Annotated in this window: 3 protein-coding genes; all 3 read right to left on the reverse strand. The window is 62.0% G+C overall.

Translation table 11 applies throughout. The features are described from left to right. Positions 1-129 precede the first annotated feature (129 nt). The 3 genes from JKL45_RS29420 to JKL45_RS29430 are packed head-to-tail and all read right to left on the reverse strand — an operon-like array spanning position 130 to position 2,995. Complete coding sequence (locus JKL45_RS29420; protein ID WP_201865298.1) at positions 130-891, reverse strand: GntR family transcriptional regulator; 762 nt, start codon at positions 889-891, stop codon at positions 130-132. Positions 892-930: 39 nt separating this feature from the next. Further along, entirely contained in the window at positions 931-1,905 is a 975-nt protein-coding gene (locus JKL45_RS29425; RefSeq protein WP_201865299.1) for a PDR/VanB family oxidoreductase, read from the reverse strand. A gap of 7 nt (positions 1,906-1,912) precedes the next feature. Further along, positions 1,913-2,995: an aromatic ring-hydroxylating dioxygenase subunit alpha gene (locus JKL45_RS29430; RefSeq protein ID WP_201865300.1), complete on the reverse strand. Its 1,083-nt coding sequence runs from the start codon at positions 2,993-2,995 to the stop codon at positions 1,913-1,915. Between the last annotated feature and the right edge of the window lie 246 nt (positions 2,996-3,241).

Below are 3,241 nucleotides of genomic sequence, written 5' to 3' on the forward strand. Positions count from 1 at the left end.
CACCGTCTCCTGCGCCAAGGCCGCCCCGCTCAAGGCCAGCGTCATGGCCACAGCACCCGCAGCCCCCAGGAATGTTCGACGTTGCATTCTCTTCTCCCTCTTTATGTTTGGCGTCCTCGCCTTTGCTTATCAGGCGCGGATGCGCCTTTTGATGAGCACTGAACCTGGTACGAGGTCCATGTCTCTTTGGTTTGTCAGGGCACGCTCCAGATTGCGGTGCGCGATGCGGGCATGCTCGCGCATGATGGCTTCGGCGCGGGCTCCCTCCCGCCGCTCGATGGCTGCGAGAACACAGTGATGTTGGTCCTGGGCCACGCTGAGAATGTAGTTCATCTCCGGCGAGCGCGACTGTACGGGCACCAGGGCACTCGGTGATGCGAAGGGCAATGCGCTGGCCCTTTCGAGCTGCCGGGCCAGGGCCTGGCTGTCGGCCATGCCGATCAGGATCTCGTGAAATTGGGCATTCAGCTCCACATAACGCAGAAGATCGACGTCCGCCGTGTCGCCTCGCATGAGTTCGTCGATCGCCTCGAGGCAGCTGGCGGCGCTCCGAAGCTCCGTCCGGCTGACCCCACGCTCGGCAGCCAGACGTGCGGCCAGCCCCTCGAGCGTTCCTCGGATCTCGATGGCTTCGAAGACCTCCTTCTCGGAGAAGGTCTTGACGGAGAATCCGCCGGACGGGATGGCCTCCAGCAGCCCCTCCTCCTCCAGCCGGATGAGCGCGGACCGAACAGGCGTCCGTGAGACGCCCAGGCGCTCGACCATCTGCAATTCGGAAACCCGCTCGCCGGGGTTGAGCTCGCCGCGCAGGACGAGATCGCGCAGGGCAAGCTGCGCCCTCACGGTCTGCGTCACCGAGCGATCGCTGCCATTTTCCGCGGTCTTGGTCATGGTTCCGTCAGTTCCCTTTCCGCATGCAAGCTAAGCCGTTCATGCGGCCCTGTCAGCCGTGTCGATAGTGATATCCCCGCCGGCGACCCGGGACACGCAGGTGCAGAGCTTCCTGTTTTCGGCCTTCTCCTCGTCGCTGAAGAACACGTCCCGATGGTCGACTGTCCCGGTTGTCTCGATAATGTACAGGGCACAGAGGCCGCACTCACCCCGACGGCAGTCCGAGATCATCGAGACACCAGCGGTTTCCAGGGCTTCCAGCATGGTCTTGTTCTGTGGGACCTCAACCTCCATGCCGAGCCGTGGGATCTTCACCTTGAACGCCTCAGTGGCGAACCGGCCGCTGTTGCCGAAGGTCTCGAAGCGCAGCTGATCCGCAGGCCTGCCGCTCCGCTGCCAAGCCCGCTTGGCCGCCTCCAGCATCCCGATGGGACCGCAAACATAGAGTTCCCCGCCGGGTGCAAGCCGGGCAATCTCCGCGTCCAGGTCCACACGGGCTCCTTCCTCGTCGAGGAACATCTCGAGCCTGTCGCCGACCTGCACCCGCATGTCATCGGCAAGGGCCATGTCCTGCCGACCGCGGCACGCATAGAGCACGCGGAAATTCGCGCCGGCATGCGCCAGGGCAAGCGCCATGGTGAAAATCGGCGTAATGCCGATGCCGCCGGCGAGCAGGAGATATTCCGGCCGTCCCAGGCTGAGATCGAAATGGTTGCCGGGCGTCGAGATGCTGAGCTGAGCACCCGGCGAGAGGCTCCACATGTAGAGCGATCCACCGCGGCTGTCAGGCAAGCGCTTGACGGCGATCCGGTAAAATCCGTCGGTGCAGGGGCCAACGACCGAGTAGGAGCGGACATCCGCCCGCTCCCCGATCTGCACCCCCACATTGATGTGGCTCCCCGGCGTCGGGGCGATGAACTCGCCCTCCGGCTCGATCTCGAAGAGCCGGATATCCGGAGTGAGGTCCCGCACCGAGCGCAGAACCCCTTTTCGCCATTCGACCTGCTTGCTCATGACGAACCTACTCGGCCGCCTCGCTTGGAATATGAACCGGATGCCCGCCCTCTGCCTCGAGCATCGTGTCGATCAGCTTGCGGGCCCAAAGCGCTCCGGCATCGATGTTGAGGTTGTAGAAAGGCAGGCGCGGGTTCTTGTCGATGGCCACCTGCTGGGCTTCGAGCACCACGTGGTCCTGATCGTAAACGCCCTTGCCCTCGTTCACATGGGCCTTGTTGATGTCCCTCGTGAGCTGCTCATCGTCCGTGCGGAAGGTTCGCACGAAGTTCCAGAAGTAGTGGCAACTCCTGTCAGTCTCCGGGGTAATAGCTGCCAGAAATGCACCATTGACACCCTGCGAGCGGTCACCCTGCGGTGCGCCTGTTCCAGTGACGGCGACGCCCACATCGCCAACCACCGTCGAAGGCGCCTGGAAGTAGATGATCTGCCACCGGTCCACATGCTCGCCCGGCCTGTCGAGCTGCTTGGCCCAGAACGGCGGCGGCTCGATATTGGTCATCCAGCGGGTGACGGTTGCCGTGCGATCCGTATGGGTGACGTCGAAAGGCGCGCTGGTGATCGCCTCGTCGCCGATGCTGCCCGCATGGACATAGGTCTCGTGGGTCAGGTCCATGAGGTTGTCGATTACGAGGCGGTAGTCGCATTTCAGGCTGTAGAAGGTACCACCTTCGCCAACCCATTCGGTGCCGTCATTCCAATGGAAATCGGGAATTTTGCTCGGATCGGCAAGCGCGGGATCACCCGGCCAGACCCAGACGAGGCAATGACGCTCGACCACGGGATAGGCACGAACGCAGGCCGAAGGATTGATGGTCTTTTGCGCCGGCATGTAGGTGCAGCGTCCGGCTGCGTTGAAGACCAGCCCATGGTAGCCGCAGACAACCTCATCGCCCTTGAGGTGGCCCATGGAGAGCGGCAACAACCGGTGCCAGCACGCATCCTCAAGAGCAGTCACCTCACCGTCCGTGCGACGGTAGAGCACCATATCCTTGTTGCAGATCGTCCGCGCCGCAAGCTCATGCTTGATCTCATGCCCCCAGGCTGCGGCATACCAAGCGTTCAACGGAAATGGGCGCGCTTCTGTCATCGTCTTCCTCCACGGATGCAGAATGTATACAGATGAAGTCTCAAGGCAACTATACGAAGGGCTATTGTGGCTATTTTCCGGTGCTGCACAGCAGCAATGAACCTATTGGTCGACCTCTGTGTATACATCAACGAAAAGGGTCGCAAATCTGCGACCCTTTTCTGTTTGTTGTTGAGATCAGTTGGCCTTGGCGGCCTTGACCGGATCCTTGACGTTCGGGATCGTGGCGAACTCCACGTTGTAGAG

The sequence above is a fragment of the Microvirga soli genome (genome assembly GCF_016734765.1).
GTDB lineage: Bacteria > Pseudomonadota > Alphaproteobacteria > Rhizobiales > Beijerinckiaceae > Microvirga > Microvirga soli.

Excerpts from the sequence above, each read along its gene's own strand:
- JKL45_RS29430 (WP_201865300.1), bottom strand. The coding sequence starts at position 2,995 with ATGACAGAAGCGCGCCCATTTCCGTTGAACGCTTGGTATGCCGCAGCC.
- JKL45_RS29425 (WP_201865299.1), bottom strand. The coding sequence starts at position 1,905 with ATGAGCAAGCAGGTCGAATGGCGAAAAGGGGTTCTGCGCTCGGTGCGG.
- JKL45_RS29420 (WP_201865298.1), bottom strand. The coding sequence starts at position 891 with ATGACCAAGACCGCGGAAAATGGCAGCGATCGCTCGGTGACGCAGACC.